10 protein-coding genes are annotated in these 15,589 nt (G+C 65.1%); 7 read left to right on the top strand and 3 right to left on the bottom strand.

What is annotated here, in order from left to right; all coding sequences use genetic code 11:
- Nucleotides 1–42: 42 nt before the first annotated feature.
- Both ACGHC0_RS16345 and ACGHC0_RS16340 read right to left on the bottom strand, forming a co-directional pair.
- Nucleotides 43–870, bottom strand: coding sequence for an alpha/beta hydrolase (locus ACGHC0_RS16345; RefSeq protein ID WP_415266167.1), 828 nt, complete (start codon nt 868–870; stop codon nt 43–45).
- An 87-nt stretch (nt 871–957) separates the two neighbouring features.
- Nucleotides 958–1,785, bottom strand: coding sequence for a peptidase (locus tag ACGHC0_RS16340; protein ID WP_368351976.1), 828 nt, complete (start codon nt 1,783–1,785; stop codon nt 958–960).
- A gap of 234 nt (nt 1,786–2,019) precedes the next feature.
- Here ACGHC0_RS16340 and ACGHC0_RS16335 point away from each other — a divergent pair, with 234 nt between their 5' ends.
- The 7 genes from ACGHC0_RS16335 to fabI all read left to right on the top strand — a co-directional run bounded on the left by ACGHC0_RS16335 (nt 2,020) and on the right by fabI (nt 12,823).
- Nucleotides 2,020–4,290, top strand: coding sequence for a type VI secretion system Vgr family protein (locus ACGHC0_RS16335; RefSeq protein WP_415266166.1), 2,271 nt, complete (start codon nt 2,020–2,022; stop codon nt 4,288–4,290).
- Nucleotides 4,291–4,417: 127 nt separating this feature from the next.
- Nucleotides 4,418–9,658: an RHS repeat-associated core domain-containing protein gene (locus ACGHC0_RS16330; protein ID WP_415266165.1), complete on the top strand. Its 5,241-nt coding sequence runs from the start codon at nt 4,418–4,420 to the stop codon at nt 9,656–9,658.
- Entirely contained in the window at nt 9,649–10,032 is a 384-nt protein-coding gene (locus ACGHC0_RS16325) for a hypothetical protein (protein ID WP_415266164.1), read from the top strand. Before ACGHC0_RS16330 ends, ACGHC0_RS16325 begins: the two co-directional genes overlap by 10 nt.
- A 427-nt stretch (nt 10,033–10,459) precedes the next feature.
- Nucleotides 10,460–10,882, top strand: a complete 423-nt coding sequence (locus ACGHC0_RS16320; RefSeq protein ID WP_415266163.1) for a hypothetical protein — start codon at nt 10,460–10,462, stop codon at nt 10,880–10,882.
- Complete coding sequence (locus ACGHC0_RS16315) at nt 10,845–11,231, top strand: hypothetical protein (RefSeq protein ID WP_415266162.1); 387 nt, start codon at nt 10,845–10,847, stop codon at nt 11,229–11,231. Before ACGHC0_RS16320 ends, ACGHC0_RS16315 begins: the two co-directional genes overlap by 38 nt.
- Nucleotides 11,232–11,286: 55 nt before the next feature.
- Entirely contained in the window at nt 11,287–11,781 is a 495-nt protein-coding gene (locus tag ACGHC0_RS16310) for a DUF6714 family protein (protein WP_415266161.1), read from the top strand.
- Nucleotides 11,782–12,052: 271 nt separating this feature from the next.
- Nucleotides 12,053–12,823: an enoyl-ACP reductase FabI gene (gene fabI / locus ACGHC0_RS16305; protein ID WP_415266160.1), complete on the top strand. Its 771-nt coding sequence runs from the start codon at nt 12,053–12,055 to the stop codon at nt 12,821–12,823.
- A 63-nt stretch (nt 12,824–12,886) separates the two neighbouring features.
- On the opposite strand, the gene mutS is transcribed toward fabI, so the two are convergent.
- Complete coding sequence (mutS, locus tag ACGHC0_RS16300; protein ID WP_415268429.1) at nt 12,887–15,514, bottom strand: DNA mismatch repair protein MutS; 2,628 nt, start codon at nt 15,512–15,514, stop codon at nt 12,887–12,889.
- Nucleotides 15,515–15,589: the final 75 nt, after the last annotated feature.

Raw genomic sequence — 15,589 nt, 5'->3', positions numbered from 1 at the left:
CAGCGCCTTGCCGTGCGCCAGCCCTCGCTCCGCCTCGCCGCTTCAGCCCGCCGGCACGCCGATCAGGTTGAGCACCGCGGCCTCGACGGCCGCAGCCGTGGCGCGGGGCTGCTCCATCGGGAACAGATGGCTTCCCTCGAGCATGGTGATGCGGCCCCGCGTCACGCGGCGTGTGAATTCCATGCCCACCTGCCGCAGTTCCTCGGAGCCCAGCCCGCCGATGAATGCGGCCGGGCAGCGCAGCGGGTGCGTGGACAGCAGCCGGCCCAGGTTGTGGGGCAGGGTGTTGTAGATGGCGGTCTCCACCTCGCGCTCGAAGTGCAGGGCCACGCCGCCGTCCCCGTGCGGTCGCAGCCCGTGGTCCACATAGTCGCGCAGCACCGCCTCGTCCCAATGCGCGAAGGCCTTCTTGCGCCGGAAATGCTCGAAGGCGTCCTCGGCACTGTCCCAGCGGTTGCGGCGCGCCCGGCTGATCTTGCCCGGCGAAACCGCGCCCACCACCTGCGTGCGCTTGGCCATGCCCAGCGCCCCGGCGCGCCAGCCGCCGATGAGCGGGGAATCCACCATCACCACGCCGCGCGCGAGTTCCGGATGCCGCGCCGCCGCCATCACGCTGAGGAAACCGCCCAGCGAATGCCCCACCAGGAACACCGGCCCGCCCGCGCGGTCCGCCCGCTCCCGCGCGAAGTCGGCGAGCTGCTGCACCAGCGCGGGCCAGTTGCTGGTGACCGGATAGCGCGGGTCGTGCCCGAAGCGGTCCACCGCATGCACGTCGAAGCCGCGATCGCGCAGCTGGGAGAAGAGCACGCGGTACGTTCCTGCCGGAAAACTGTTGGCGTGGGAAAAGACCAGCGGAAGGGGCGTCGTCATCGCGGAAGGGGCCGGCAGGGCAGGGCGGGAAGTTCGGAGGGTGGCGGGGCCGCCCGGCAAGTCAGGGGTGCGCCGCCGCCCGGCGCCTCAGATGAGCTTGTCGCTCGGCGTACCGATCTTCTTCAGGGGCCGGCTGCGCGTGGTCTCCGCCAGGATCGGCACCGAGGTCGCTCCGCCGTTCCAGGCCGGGTCCTCGATGCTGTCGAACACCTGGCGCAGGCGTTCGCCCCAGCTGCTGCGCACCATGCGGAAGTACGGGTTCTGCTCGTCGATGCAGACGATCTTGTCGGTGGAGAGGCGTCCGGCCTCGTACACCACCAGGTCCAGCGGCAGTCCCACCGAGAGGTTGGACTTGAGCGTGCTGTCCATGGACACCAGCGCGCACTTGGCGGCCTCGTCCAGCGGCGTGTCGGGCGTGAGCACGCGGTCCAGCACGGGCTTGCCGTACTTGGACTCGCCCACCTGGAAGTAGGGTGTCTCGGGCGTGGCTTCGATGAAATTGCCGGCCGAATAGACCTGGAAGAGCCGCATGCCCTCGCCCTCGATCTGGCCGCCGAACACCATCGACACATTGAAATCCACCCCCGAGCGCTTGAGCGCCGCACCGTCGCGCTCGTGCACGTGGCGCACGGCCGAGCCCAGCACGCGGGCGGCATCGAACATGCTCTTGGCGTTCCAGATGGTGATGGGGTCGCTGCCGTCGCGGTCCACCAGTTGCTCGGTCTGCAGGATTTCCCGCACCGATTGGGAGATGCTCAGGTTACCGGCCGAGAGCAGCACCATGAAGCGGTCGCCCGGGCGCTCGTAGATCATCATCTTGCGGAAGGAGCTGATCTGGTCGAGGCCGGCGTTGGTGCGGGAATCGGACAGGAAGACCAGTCCGGCATTGAGCTTGATGGCGACGCAGTACGTCATGAAAAAACCGTCGGGGAGAAAGCGAAAGGACCGAGTGTAGTGGGGAGCGCACTGCCGGGCAGCGGTCGGAGGACTGCCGCGCACTCGTTGAGTGCAGCGAACCGGCAGGCCGATGGACATTTTTGGAAACAAATTGCCTACCTGCCGGGGCTATCGCGGCCTGCAATGCTGCTCCTATCATCGTTATTTTTTACAACTTGACTCTGCCGCAACCGGGGAGTTGCACGATAGACAATGACACGCCGCGTCACCATCCAGACGCCCCTGGGAGAGCAGCTGCATTTCCGGCAGCTGCGGGGCAGCGAGGAGCTGAGCCAGCTTTTCTCCTTCGACATCGACCTGCTCTCGGAGGGGCGCGACATCGATCCCAAGGCGCTGCTGGGCAAGACGGCGACGGTGGAGATCGAGACCGAAGGCGGCGGCAAGCGGTACCTGGACGGCCTGGTCACGCGCTTCGGCATGCAGGGCCAGGACCATCGGCTGTATTCGTACCACCTGCGCCTGCAGCCCTGGCTCTGGGTGGCCACGCGGCGGCAGGATTTCCGCATCTTCCAGTTCAAGACCGTCCCGCAGATCGTGGAAGAGGTTTTGAGCCGTTACGGTTATCCGATGCAGTTGAAGCTCACGCGCGCGTACCGCGCCTGGGACTACTGCGTGCAGTACGGCGAGAGCGACTTCGACTTCGTCTCGCGCCTCTTGGAGCATGAAGGGGCGTACTACTACTTCCAGCATGCGAGCGGCCAGCACACCCTGGTGATCGCCGACGACATCGTGGCCGGGCACGAGCCCCTGCCGGGCGCGGCCGTGATCCCGTTCTACCCGCCCGAGAAATCGGCCACGGCCGACCGCGAGAACATCCACGCCTGGACGCTGGGCGAGGAGATCAAGCCCGGCCGGTACTACAACGACGACTACGACTTCAAGAAGCCCCGGTCGGACCTCTCCAACATGCGCCAGCAGCCCCCGGGCCATGCGCACGATGCGTACGAGATCTACGAATGGCCGGGCGGCTACGTGCAGCACGGCGACGGCGAGCAGTACGCCCGCGTGCGCCTGCAGGAAGGCCTGACCGGGCACAGCACCGTCAGGGGTGAATCCCGCCACCGGAGCCTCGCGCCAGGCTACACCTTCACGCTGGATAACTACCCGCGCGGCGACCAGAACCGGCAGTACCTCATCACCGGCGTCACCTACCACCTGCACGAGAACCCGCGCAGCTCTTCCTTCAACAGCGCCAAGCCGGGCGAGGCGCTCAAGCACAACGAGGAGCAGGGCTCCTTCCAGAAATTCAGCCTCACGGCCCAGCCCACGAGCCTTCCGTACACGCCCGCGCGCAAGACGCAAAAGCCCAGAACCACCGGTCCGCAGACCGCCGTCGTGGTCGGCCCGGCCGGGGAAGAAATCTGGACCGACGAATACGGCCGCATCAAGGTGCAGTTCCACTGGGACCGGCTGGGGGCGATGGACGAGAACTCCAGTTGCTGGGTGCGGGTGGCGACGAGCTGGGCGGGCTCGGGCTTCGGGGCGATCTCGATCCCGCGCATCGGGCAGGAAGTGATCGTGGACTTCCTGAACGGCGACCCGGACTATCCCATCGTCACGGGCAGCGTCTACAACGCGGCGAACATGCCGCCCTGGGCCTTGCCGGGCAATGCCACGCAGTCGGGCATCAAGACGAAGTCCAGCAAGGGCGGGGCGTTCGGCGACGGGATGAAGAACGGCGCGGGCGACGCCAACGCGATCCGCTTCGAGGACAAGAAGGGCGCGGAGCAGGTGTGGCTGCATGCGCAGAAGGACCAGCTCATCGAGGTGGAGAACGACGAGGACCACTGGGTGGGCCAGGACCGGCGCAAGACGATCGACCGGGACGAGACGAACACCATCCACCGCGACCGGACAGAAACAGTGGATCGGAACGAGAAGATCACGGTGCATGGATGGCGCACCGAGGAAGTAGATGGCGACGAGACCGTCACCATCCACTCCCACCGCAAGGAGCGGGTGGACCACAACGAGACGATCTCGATCGGTGACAACCGCGACGAGACCGTGGGCGCCAACGAAGACATCCGCATCGGTAGCCACCGCAGCAAGACCGTCGGGCAGAGCGAAAAGGACCGCATAGGCACCAGCTGGAACATCCGGGTCGGCACGATGAAGACCGAGACCATCGGGATGACGGCCATGCAGAACGTGGGCCTGGCCAAGATGGTGAACGTGGGGCTGGCCTACAGCGTCAACATCGGCGGCGTGCGCAACGACATCGTGGGCGCGAACTGGACCCGCACGGTCATCGGCAGCGACTCGGTGAGCGTGGGCTCGGACCGCAAGGCGAGCGTGAGCGGCACGGACAGCCTGGAGGTGTCGGGCGCGCTCACGGTGAAGGCCAAGACCATCACGCTGGAGGCGGGCGACGAGATCACGCTGCGCTGCGGATCGAGCACGGTGCGGCTCACGCCCGCGCTCATCGAAGTGCTGTCCTCGCTGGACAAGCTCAACTGCTGAGCGCCACGCCATGTGGTCACCCTGCAAGCGCCAGGTAAGGGGGCGGCTGCAGGGCGTGACGTCCATCCATGGGCCATCGGTGCCCGGATAGGGACATAACGATAAACAGGCAAAGGGAACCAGGAACATGAGCGGCAAACCCGCGGCCCGGCAGGGCGACATGACAAAAGACGGCGGCCCGATCGTCCAGGGCTCGGCGACGGTGCTGATCGGCTCGGCGGGAGGCGTGGCGTGCTCGGTGTGCCCCGGTGGCATGGCGGTGGGCAACCCGGTGAACCCGGCGCTGGGCGCGAAGGTGCTGACGGGGGCGGATGAACTGGATTTCGCGCTGCCGGGGCCGCTGCCGCTGGCATGGCAGCGGGTGTACAGCAGCTACGTGAATGCGGAGCATGGTGCGGCATGCGGGCTGCTGGGGTATGGGTGGAAGCTGCCGCTGGAGTTGCGGTTGCGGCTGGAGTCGGATCGCGCGGTGCTCTTCGATGCATCCGGGCGGGCGATCACGTTCGACGAGGCGCTGCAGCCGGGGCAGGCGCTGTACAGCAGCAGCGAGGACCTGTGGCTGTTGCGGGGTGGGGGCATCGCTGCCGACACTCCAGCCACCACAGCATCCATCCCGGAGGCATCCACCTCCACGGTCCCATCCTCCACGCCGGCCGAACTATTGCCCTGGACGCAGCAACCGCGCTGGTCGCATGTCCCGGCCGTGCTGCGTGCGGACCCGGGCTGCGTCATCTCCGTGCCGGGCGCAGGCGGCGCTGGCGCGCCGGCCTGGGTGTTCCTGCCGACGGGCATGTCGGGCGACGGAACAGCTTCGGGCCATGTCCTGCATGCGGTGATCGACCGCTTCGGCCGCAGCCAGCGCTACCAGTGGGGCGAAGAAGGCGAGCAGCAGGGCCGCGTGGTAGGCATCACCGATGGCAGCGGGCGCCGCTATGCGCTGCGCTACGAGCGCATCGTGCGGGATGCCGGGACAGCACAGACCAGTGCCCATCCCCTGCTGCAACACGACGATGGCGTGCGGCTGGTGGGCGTGGACTGCACGTTCAATCCGCTCGACCCTGCAGTGGTACCCGGCGCGGCCCCGCGCCCCCAACCGCTCGTGGGCTACCGCTACGACAGCGCAGGCAACCTGGCCGAGGTGCTGGGCGCGGATGGCACGGTGCTGCGCCGCTTCGGCTACGACGCATTGCACCGCATGACGGAGCATCAGGTGCGCCAGGGGCCGCAGCACCGCTACGCGTACGAGGACCAGACCGCGCAGGGCCGTCGCCAGGGGCTGGCGGCGCGCCCTGGGGCCCGGGTCGCCGAGCAGCACAACGAGGAGGGGCTGTCGTACTTCTTCGAGTACAGCGAAGCACCTGCCAGCGTCGGTGACGGTCCGGCGGGCCCGGCGCGCAGCAGCACGGTGGTGCGCGACAGCCTGGGCCGCACCACGGCTTACCACTTCGAGGGCGAAGGCGGCCTCAAGCGCCTTGTGCGTCTCGTGGCCCCGGACGGGGCCGAGCAGAGCTACCGCCATGACAGCGCCGGCCGGCGTCTCTCGGCCACCGATGCGCTGGGCCGCACCACGTGGTGGCGCTACGACGGCGCGGGCCGGCTGCTGGGCGTGCAGGGCCCCGACGGGCGCAGCACGCAGCAGCACTGGGGCGCGGCGGGGAGCGCGCAGGACGGTCTGCTGCTGGCCAGCCAGGACGCCGCAGGGCTGCGCACGGAATTCCGCTACGACGACTGGGGCCGGCTGGTGGAGGTGGCGAAGGCACCAGCCGGGAGCGAGGATGGAACCACGAACACCCAGTCCCTCACTACCCGGTTCGAATACGAGCAACCGCAAGATGACGGTACCGGCACCATAGTCTTCCCACCGCACACGCTCGCCTGGTGCGACCAGCCCGTGGCGATGATTGACGCCCAGGGCGGGCGCAGCCAGTACGCCTACAACGCCTGCGGCCAGCTCGCGCGGCACACCGACTGCTCCGGACGCAGCCAGTCCTGGCGCCACGGCGCCTGGGGCGAAGTGCTGGAGGCGATGGATGCGCTGGGCCAGCGCACCCAGCTGCACCATGTGCTGCAGCACGGCGCACTGCGGCTGGTGGGCGTGCAGCAGCCGGGCAACACGGCGGTGCGCCACCGCTGGTCGGCCGCCGGCATGCTGGAGGCGACCACCTACGGCACGCACGACGTGCTGGAGGGCACGGGCGAGCCCGCAGGCACCAGCACGACGGTCGCCTACCGCCACGACCTCTGGGGCCGGGTGGTGGAGCAGGTGCAGGCGGGCCGGGGCGTGCAGCTGCGCTACGACGTGGCCGGGCGGCTGCAGGAACTCGTCAACGAGAACGGCGACGTGACGCGCTTCGTGCACGACGTGGCCGACAGGCTGGTACAGGAAGTGGGCTTCGACGGGCGCAGCCAGGTGTACGGCTACGACGCGGCAGGCCAGCTCACGCACACGGGCGACGGGCATGGCGAAGGCCACCACCCGGGAGCGGCAGCGCGGCCGGAACTCGGGGCGGTGGTGCGCACGCGGCTGCACTACGACCTGGGCGGCCGGCTGGTGGCGCGCGTGGCCGTGCGGCTGCCGGCACCGAGCGCATTGGCCCGTGCTGGTGGAGCCGGCGTTGGGGACGGTGCCGCAGGTGATGCGCCCGACAACCCCACGGCTGAACCGCATGCCGTGCTGCAAATCCAGCGCTTCGAGCACACTTCGGCCGGGGCGTTGCAGCAGACGCGGACCTGGGAAGCAGAACTGCCCCACGGGATCGAGCCCATGGCTCTGCCGACGGCCTTGCCTGCCGGCTCCGCTCTCCCTGGCGCTGCCACAGACCGTCCCATGCCCCTGGCCGAACGCTGGCTGGCGCTGGACACGCAGGCCTTGCTGTCCCTGCTGGACCGCCCGGGCGATCCCGCCCAAGCCCCGCTGGCCGCCGTGCTGCAGGTGCAACGGCTGCAACCCGAGGCCCGCGTGGCCCTGGCGCGCGATGCCTTCGGGCGCGTGTGCGGAGAGACGCAGACGCTGTACCGGCAGGCCATGCAGCCGCAAGCGCCCCATGCCGGTGGCGAGCCCCCCGTGGAGTTCGAGCACGCGATCACCCACACCCTGGGCCCCCTGGGCCAGCGCACGGCCACGCAGGCACAGGGCCTGGGCACGCTGCAGTGGCTGGCCTACGGCTCGGGCCATGTGCACGGGCTGCTGCTGGACGGCCAGCCGCTGGTGGACTGGGAGCGCGATGCGCTGCACCGCGAAGTGGGGCGCACGCTGCACCTGCTGGAAGGCCAGGACAACACCGACCTGCACGCCATCGTGCATGCACGCCAACTCGACCCGATGGGCAGGATGCTGCACCAGGACTGGCGTGGCCTGCGCCATGCGGCGGCCATGCCAACGACCGGTGACGCCAATGACTCCGATACGGGCCCCTCGTCCGCCGCGGGTCGCATCGCTCCAGCCCTGGGGCCGCTCTCCACACTCGCCCAGCGCCGCTATTGGTACGACCCGCTGGGCCAACTGGTGGGCGTGCAGACCCCGGGCGAGGCCACGCGCTACGGCTACGACGCCTGGCAGCGCCTGAGCGGGCTGCACCGCGCGGGCCCGGGCTCGACGGAAATGCAGGCGCACTGGACGCTGGACGCGGCTGGCAACCGCCTGCCTGCGCCCCTGGAGGCTCGTGCAGCCGGCCCCTCCAGCGCCGAGCGGCAGGACTGGGCGCGGCAGGTGCGGGAGAACCTGCACGATGCGGACTTCGACCTGCTGCGCGCGGGCGACGGGCCCGGCGAAGGTGCTGGCCCGGTCACGCGCTGGCCGGGCAACCGCATCGGATGGAGCACGCCCGAGCCGGATGCCGATGGAGCCGGCATCGATGGCAGCGACGGCCAGGGCACCCTGATCCGCTACCGCTACGACGCCTTCGGCAACCGGGTACAGGCGCTGCACGCCGACGGCCGGGCGCAGCGGCTGCGCTACGACGCCCTGCACCAATTGCGCGAGGTCTGGCAGCGTGAAGCCGGGGCGGCTGAATGGCAGCGCGTGGCCTGCTACCGCTACGACCCCTTCGGGCGTCGGCTGGCCAAGACCGTCTTCGGCCATGGCAATAGCCACGACGCAGCCCCATCAGAGTCAGCGATCACCACCTACGCTGGCTGGGACGGCGACCGCCTCGTGCACAACGAAGGCCCGCAGGGGCTGCAGCATGTGCTCTACGAGCCCGGCTCCTTCGCGCCGCTGCTGCGCCTGGAGCGCGAGCAGGCCATTCCTACGGCCCTGCAGGCCATGCTTTCCATGGAGGAAGACCAAGCTCGCATGCGGCTAAATAGCCAGGAAAGCGGGCTATCACCTGCCGCAGCCATGTTCGCTGGCTTGCCCCGTGCGCAACGCGAACTGCTGGAGGGAGCCCTACACGACGCTATCGGACCTAACGGCAACGCTCTACAGGCGCGACTGCAGGCAAGTCTGCCCAAAGAGGCCAGCGCATTGTTGGCTGCAGGCCTGCAATCCGTGCGCCAGCAACAGCAGGCTGCCACCCAGGCCCATCCCACGCGCATCCGCCATTTCCTGTGTGACCACCTGGGCACGCCCATCGCCTTGGTGGACGCCAATGGCTCGCAAGCGGGCTTGGTGACCTGGGCTGCGACCTACCATGCCTGGGGCGCTGTGCGCGAAGAATATGACCCGCACGACATCAATCAGCCCATCCGCTTCCAGGGCCAGCAGCTTGATGCAGAGACAGGGCTGCACTACAACCGGTTCCGTTATTACGACCCGATCCTGGGTCAGTATGTGACGCAGGATCCAATCGGACTGATGGGCGGGAGTCACTCTTACGCCTACGTTGGAAATGATCCGTTGAACTGGGTTGATCCACGTGGCTTGGAACCGGGCTCGATGGCTCAAAGAGGGTACCTGGACAACAATCGTCCGAGCTACCCAGGACTATTGGGCCAGGACGAAAATGGCGTGCTGTTGTTTGATGAAAAGAACCCAAATTTTCATAGCTACAACGTCAGTAATTCATGTCAAAAAACCACCCCTGGCTGCACGTTTGGTAATGTTGCTGAGGGGCTTATGAGATACCCTGCTCCAGGCGCTAGTGGAGAGCCTATTGCAAATAAGCAAAGTGGTTTTGCTTTTCCTGTGGGACCTGTAACTCACGTGGTGTCACCTGATAGATCAATGGTCACCAATATCACGGAGAAAAGCCACTTGCTATATCCTGGCATTGTACGACGCTGGGTTTCGGAAAGTGCCAATGAAGTCACTGTGCACACATATGGCGAGGGCGTGGGGCCGATGGGCAAGATGAATAATGCGCTTGCGGACTGGCTCTGGGGTAAGGTGGATAAAGATGTTTTTAAATATGCGGAATCATGCAAGTAAAGAGTTATATTATTAGTAGCCTTCTCTCCTCTTTTTTATTGGCGAGCATTTTTGTTTTTTTTTCCGATAGAGGCTATCGAGGTGTATATTGGTTTATATGGGGAGTGACTTTTTTTGTATCTCTAATTTTGAATTTGATGTTGCTTGCATCTGCACTAAAAGTAGGCGAAAGATTTGGTGTTTATTTTGCTTTTGTTTATGCATTTTTTCTAGGTTTGTTTGTTGTAAATTTATTGCTCTTCATGATTTTAAAAAGATATCCTAGTTTGGATGTTATAACTTTTTATTATAGTATTTTTGGAGGGTTGGGAGGTTTATTTGCTGTTTTTTTGTATATGCTGATTGATGGTTTTTTGAAAAATGGTAATGCCTAGAAAGGCTGTTTGTGCATTGCTGCTTTGCGTGCCCCGCTCTGCAGTCGTGCTTGACTGTTGCGGATTTAAACGTCCGTCTGAGAGAGGGTGAGTCAGACGAGCTGAAGTTGAGCGGTTTGGTCCTTCATGGTTCGCTAGGTGCAAAGACCTATGAGTCCAGAGTATAGGGCGACAAAGTATATGTGAAGATTGTCTTGGCAGTGGCTGGCGAAAAATTTCCTGGAAGATTCGCGCACGAGTTTGAGATTAATCGAGGTATTGATTGTTTTTACTTTGGTGATTCCAGGGTTTTGACATGGAGTAGAAGTGCGCTGGAAAAGTGGGTGAGTTGATTTTTTGATAATGGCTTGATGGCTGGATATTTGGGCCACTGCCCTTGCGTTGTGATTGAATTTCTGTCAAAAAAACGTATGGAAATATCAGTAGCATGAGGAAATTTTTTAATATTCCACTTCTGCTGTTGATAACTCTGATTTTTGGCTATGCGATGGCAGCATTCGCATCGTCATTTCAAGAGCTGGCTGCAAAATGGCTCAAAGCCTATTCATACATGCCGCACCTTGCGGCCTATGGTCTGCTCTTGGTCCATGCGCTATTGACCCCTGGGCTGGCTTTGCTTGTGTATGCAATTTTCCTGCTGAAGCATGGTGAAGGACGTTCAAAATTTTTTCAGGGAATTGCTCTGCTGATTTATCTTCCTTTTCGACTAGTGTTTATATTCATTCTTCTCGGATTTTTTCCCCTATGGCTAATATTTGAGCTCGTAGAGTCGGTAATTCTCATTTATGCCGGCAAATGCCTAGGCAAAGAGGGTGGAGAAAAGCTTCCTCATAATTTTTCTGGAAGGTAAATGTAAAATCCTCAGGCAATCAGTGCTGTTTAAAAAGGCAAAAGAGTTTCTATTGATGAAGTCAATTTTCGGCAAAGGGACCATCGAGGTCTTCGGCCTGCTGCTCCGTTTTTGTGGAATACATGCTGCATCGATATGCCTGTCTTACCTTGCTTACTCACATACTGTTTGGATTGTTGACATAAGTGGCAGGGATTGTCTGGTCTTTGTGATCGCCCTGCCATGTTGTTTGTTTGCAATGCGCGGTTTTGGGGTTGCACCAATAATCATCGCATCTGCATTGTTTGTCCCAATGTTCTATTTGATGTATTTCATCATTGGCTGCTCATTTTTTGGGGATTGCATTTGAATATGTTCGAGATGTGATTTTTGCGAGGTGTTTTAAACTTCATGCTGATCGTGTGATGGCAGATGCATCAACACATGCTGCACTTTTGGCGCTGATGGCCGGATTTTCTGGAAACCTGCGTCCGCAGGCATTCAATGATTTCCTGGGTGTCGATGAAGAGTTCCGCGAGCACGACGCGCTATTGCAGTCCAGGCACCACCAGTCGCTGATCAGAGAGGATCTCGGCAGTGTGGGCTGGAATCCCGTCGGTTGCATGAACGTGGCGGGCTGGAGGTACTGGCTTCCGGCACTGGGCAGAATCGCGCTGAGCACGGAAACGGCTGACCGGGGGTACTTCATGTGGGACCTGCTCGTTTACCTGAAAAATCCAGGATCCAATCCGGCGTTTCTTTCGCTAACCCAACAAGAAAGGGAAGCGGTGGCCCGGTTCCTCAAGGAAGCCACGCCCTTTGTCCGTGAAAATCTGGAGCCGGAAGTCGAGGTTGAACATGACCTGAAGCCGGTTCAATTGCAATGGGAGGTGTTTTCGAGAGGGGAGGCCGTGCGATGACGAAATTTCCAAGCATGGCCACGGCCGATAACGAGGCGCGTCCACGCCGTTGACCTGGGTCAATGGGCTCGCAGGCCTTTTGCGTACAGTGCCCCAGTCGTCGCAGAGGGCCATGGTGGGTATTCATCCCGTGCGGCTGCACCCACTGGGCGCGACAGCGCGGCATACAGCGAGGCCGGGAAGCATTCCGCCAGCCCTGGTGGCCGCACTGGCCTTCCTTCCTTTTCCTCTCTTTCTTTCCTTTCCTCAACCTGCCCACCCGGGAGTTCCCATGCCTTTACTGGACCTGCACGGCAAGCGCGGATTGGTCGTCGGCATCGCCAATGACCAGAGCATCGCCTGGGGCTGTGCCCGCGCTTTCCGTGACGCCGGGGCGGAGTTGGCGGTCACGTGGCTCAACGACAAGGCCCGGGCCTATGTGGAGCCGCTGGCGCGGCAGGTGGATGCTCCGATCACGCTGCCGCTGGACGTGGAGCAGCCCGGCCAGATGGAGGCGGTATTCGACACCGTCGGCCGCGAGTGGGGGCGCCTGGATTTCGTGATGCATTCCATCGCCTTCGCGCCGCGCAGCGATCTTTCCGGCCGCGTGACCGACAGCTCGCGCGAGGGTTTCGCGCGGGCGATGGATATTTCCTGCCATTCCTTCCTGCGCATGGCCCGGCTGGCCGAGCCGCTGATGCCGCAGGGCGGCAGCCTGATGACGATGAGCTATGTCGGCGCGGCCGAAGTGATTCCCGGCTATGGCGTGATGGGGCCGGTCAAGGCGGCGCTGGAGTCCGGAACGCGCTACCTGGCCGCCGAGCTGGGGCCGAAGGGGATCCGCGTCAACGCGGTCTCCCCCGGGCCGCTGGCCACGCGGGCGGCCTCCGGCATTCCCGACTTCGACACGCTCATGGCGGATGCCGTGCGGCGGGCACCGCTGCGCCGCCTGGTGGAGCTGGAGGAGATCGGCGCGCTGTGCGCCTTCCTGGCCAGCGACGGCGCGCGGGCCATTACCGGCAATACGCTGTACGTGGATGCGGGCCACCATATCCTGGGCTGACAGGGGATACGGTGCGGGCCGGTGGTGCCGCCGGGCCGGCCGCGGCCCCGTGCCGGGCGCGGGTCAGCCCGGCTGCGCCAGCCGCTTGAGCTGGTAGAGCGCGTCCAGCGCCTCGCGCGGACTCAGGGTGTCGGGGTGGATGTCCTGCAGGGCTGCTTCCACGGGGCTGATGCCCGGCGCCTCGGATGCTGGCGGCGGGGCGAACAGGTCCACCTGCGTCTCGCCTTCGTTGGCACGCTCTTCCAGCGCCGAGAGCGCATGGCGGGCGTGGTTGAGCACCGGCGCGGGCACGCCGGCCAGCCGCGCCACGTGGATGCCGTAGCTGCGGCTCGCCGGGCCGGGCTGGATCTCGTGCAGGAACACGATGTCCGAGCCGGATTCGGTGGCGCCCACGTGCACGTTCACCGCGTGCGCATGGCGCGCGGCCAGTTCCGTCAGCTCGAAATAGTGCGTGGCGAACAGCGTGAAGGCGCGCGTGCGGTCGTGCAGGTGCGTGGCGATGCCGCTGGCGAGGGCCAGTCCGTCGAAGGTGCTGGTGCCGCGGCCGATCTCGTCCATCAGCACCAGCGAATGCGGCGTGGCGGCGTGCAGGATCTGCGCGGCCTCGGTCATCTCCATCATGAAGGTGGACTGGGCGTTGGCGAGGTCGTCCGCCGCGCCGATGCGGGTGTGGATCGCGTCGATCGGACCCAGCCGGCAGTGCGCGGCGGGCACGTGGCTGCCCATGCTCGCGAGCAGCACGATGAGTGCCACCTGCCGCATGTAGGTCGATTTACCACCCATGTTCGGGCCGGTGATGATCTGCATGCGCGTGTTGGCATTCAGGCGCGTGTGGTTCGGTATGAACGCGCCGGCGGAGGTTTCCGCGAGGCGCGCCTCCACCACCGGGTGGCGGCCGCCCTCGATCTCGATGCAGGGCTCGGCCGCGAACTGCGGCGCGCACCAGCCCAGTGTGAGCGAGCGCTCGGCCAGCGCGCACAGCGCGTCCAGCGTGGCGATGGCCTGCGCGGCGCGGGTGAGCGCCGGCACGTGCTGCTGCAACTGGTCCAGCACCTGCTCGTACAGCCACTTCTCGCGCGCCAGCGCGCGCTCCTGGGCCGACAGGGCCTTGTCCTCGAAGGCCTTGAGTTCGGGCGTGATGAAGCGCTCGGCGTTCTTCAGCGTCTGGCGGCGGCGGTAGTCGTCGGGAATGCGATCGAGGTAGCTGCTCGTGACCTCGATGTAGAAGCCGTGCACCTTGTTGAACTGTACGCGCAGGTTGGGGATCAGGGTGCGGGCCTTCTCGCGCGTTTCCAGCGCGAGCAGGAAATCATCGCAGTGGTTCTGAATGCCGCGCAGTTCGTCGAGTTCGGCGTCGAAGCCGTCGGCGATCACGCCGCCGTCGCGCACCAGGGCCGAGGGCTCCTCCAGGATGGCGCCGGCCAGGAGCGCACCGCAGGCCGGTGGCGCGTGCAGGTCCCCGGAGATGCCGGCCAGCAGGGGATCCTGCCAGCGGTGCTCCGCGGCGATCTGTTCGGCCTTGTGCAGGGTCTTGCAGAGCGCGACGAGTTCGCGCGGGCGCACCTGCCGCAGCGCGATGCGGGCGGTGATGCGCTCCACGTCGCTCACGCCGCGCAGCGCGGCGCGCAGGGCCTGCCAGCTGCCCGCGCCGCCGTGGTCGCCGCGCAGTTCCGCCGTGGCAGCGAGCCGTGCACGCGCCTCGGTGCGATCGCGGCGCGGCTCCAGGAGCCAGGTCTTGAGCAGGCGGCTGCCCATGCCGGTCATGCAGGTGTCCAGCAGCGAGAACAGGGTGGGTGCATCCTCGCCGCGCAGCGTGCGCGTGAGTTCCAGGTTGCGGCGCGTGGCGGGGGGCAGGGCGATCAGTTCGTCGTTCTTCTGCACGCGCACCGCGTGGATGTGCGTGAGTGCGCGACCCTGGGTGTGCTCGGCATAGGAGAGCAGGGCGGCACTGGCGGCATGGGCATGGGCGAGGTCCTGCGCATCCCAGGCGTTGAGGCTGGCGGCGCCGAGCTGCTCCAGCAGCTTGCGCGCTCCCAGGGCGCCGTCGAATTGCCAGTCGGGCCGCAGGCTCAAGGGGCAGGCGAGCACGCCGCCCTGGCGCAGCGCCTGCAACTGCTGCTCGAAGCGCTCGGTCACCCCGGCGCTGTAGAGCACCTCGCTCGGGCCGATGCGCGCGATCCAGGTGCCGACTTCGTCGTGAGTGCATTCGGCCAGGTGCACCACGCCCTGCGTGACGCTGAGCCATGCCAGTCCGCAGCGCGCGCGGGGCGCCTGGTGCACGGCCAGCAGCATGGATTCGGCCTTGTCCGGCAGCAGTTCGCTGTCGGTGAGCGTGCCGGGCGTGACCACGCGCACCACCTTGCGCTCCACCGGCCCCTTGGCCGCGCCCACCTCGCCGACCTGCTCGCAGATCGCCACCGACTCGCCCATGCGGATCAGTCGGCCCAGGTAGTTCTCCAGCGCGTGGAAGGGCACGCCGGCCATCACCACCGGCTGCCCGGCGGACTGCCCGCGCTGCGTGAGCGTGATGTCCAGCAGGCGCGCGGCTTTTTCCGCGTCGGCCCAGAACAGTTCGTAGAAATCGCCCATGCGGTAGAAGACCAGCGTGTCGGGGTAGCCCGCCTTGAGGGCGAGGTACTGCTGCATCATGGGTGTATGGGCGGAGAAGTCGGCGGGGTTCCCCTCGGCCATCGGCGATGGCTCCTTGTCGTTCTGCAAATTGGTACCTTTGTCCATGGCGCTGGGCGGTCGCGCCGAAACCGGGGC

This window comes from Acidovorax sacchari, assembly GCF_042847045.1.
In the GTDB taxonomy this organism is placed as follows: domain Bacteria; phylum Pseudomonadota; class Gammaproteobacteria; order Burkholderiales; family Burkholderiaceae_C; genus Paracidovorax; species Paracidovorax sacchari.
This window is presented reverse-complemented; position numbering and strand designations above follow the sequence as displayed.